Genomic DNA, 721 nt, shown 5'->3' with positions numbered 1-721 from the left:
CAGAGATTCGTAAATGTTCGATGTCATCATTTACGTTTTCTTTTAATAGGTTTAATTTCTCTTTAACTTTCGGATATTCGGAAATCGTTTCCTCATTTTTAATCACATCCATTAGTTTTTGACAATATTCAATTTCATCTTCCAGCTTATTCGTTGTCGATTTAGATGGGAATTTTTTCTTCATGGATTCATCGATCTCATAAACAGATTTTCGAAGTTTCTTGGAGCGATCCATCAGTATTTCCTTTGGTGATTTTTGATTATAACGGGCCTTTGAATGGGTGGCGTCAACAATAATAGAATTGCTTTTTATAATTTTCTTTTCGATGGCAATTTCCACGGATTTATTAATTAACATATTCAATAAATTTTTGTCTTTTAAACGTAATTTACGGAACTTGGTTAGAGAACTTGGCTCCATCACGGATTCTTCTGGAGCCATACCAAGAAAATATTTAAAGGACATGTCATATTTGGAACGCTCTACAATGTCCACATCAGATAAATCATAGATTGTTTTTAGAAGTAAATATTTAAACATACGGATTGGATCAATGGCATTCCTACCATTTGTATGACAGTATTTATCGTTTAATTCATCATATATAAAAGAAAAATCTACTAACTCATTAAGCTTTCGTAAAACATTATCCTTAGGTACAACCAGATCATAAATTTCCGAATATGCACTTAATATTATTGATTGTTGTTTTTGTATCAT

The 721-nt window shown here is 30.8% G+C and carries 1 protein-coding gene; it reads right to left on the bottom strand.

Annotated elements, in window-relative coordinates; genetic code table 11:
* Positions 1-721 (bottom strand): transposase (locus Q1A47_RS20520; RefSeq protein ID WP_299632748.1); only part of this gene is annotated, 721 nt, incomplete at its 3' end.

Source organism: uncultured Virgibacillus sp. (assembly GCF_947495635.1).
Lineage (GTDB): Bacteria > Bacillota > Bacilli > Bacillales > Amphibacillaceae > Virgibacillus > Virgibacillus salarius.
This window is presented reverse-complemented; position numbering and strand designations above follow the sequence as displayed.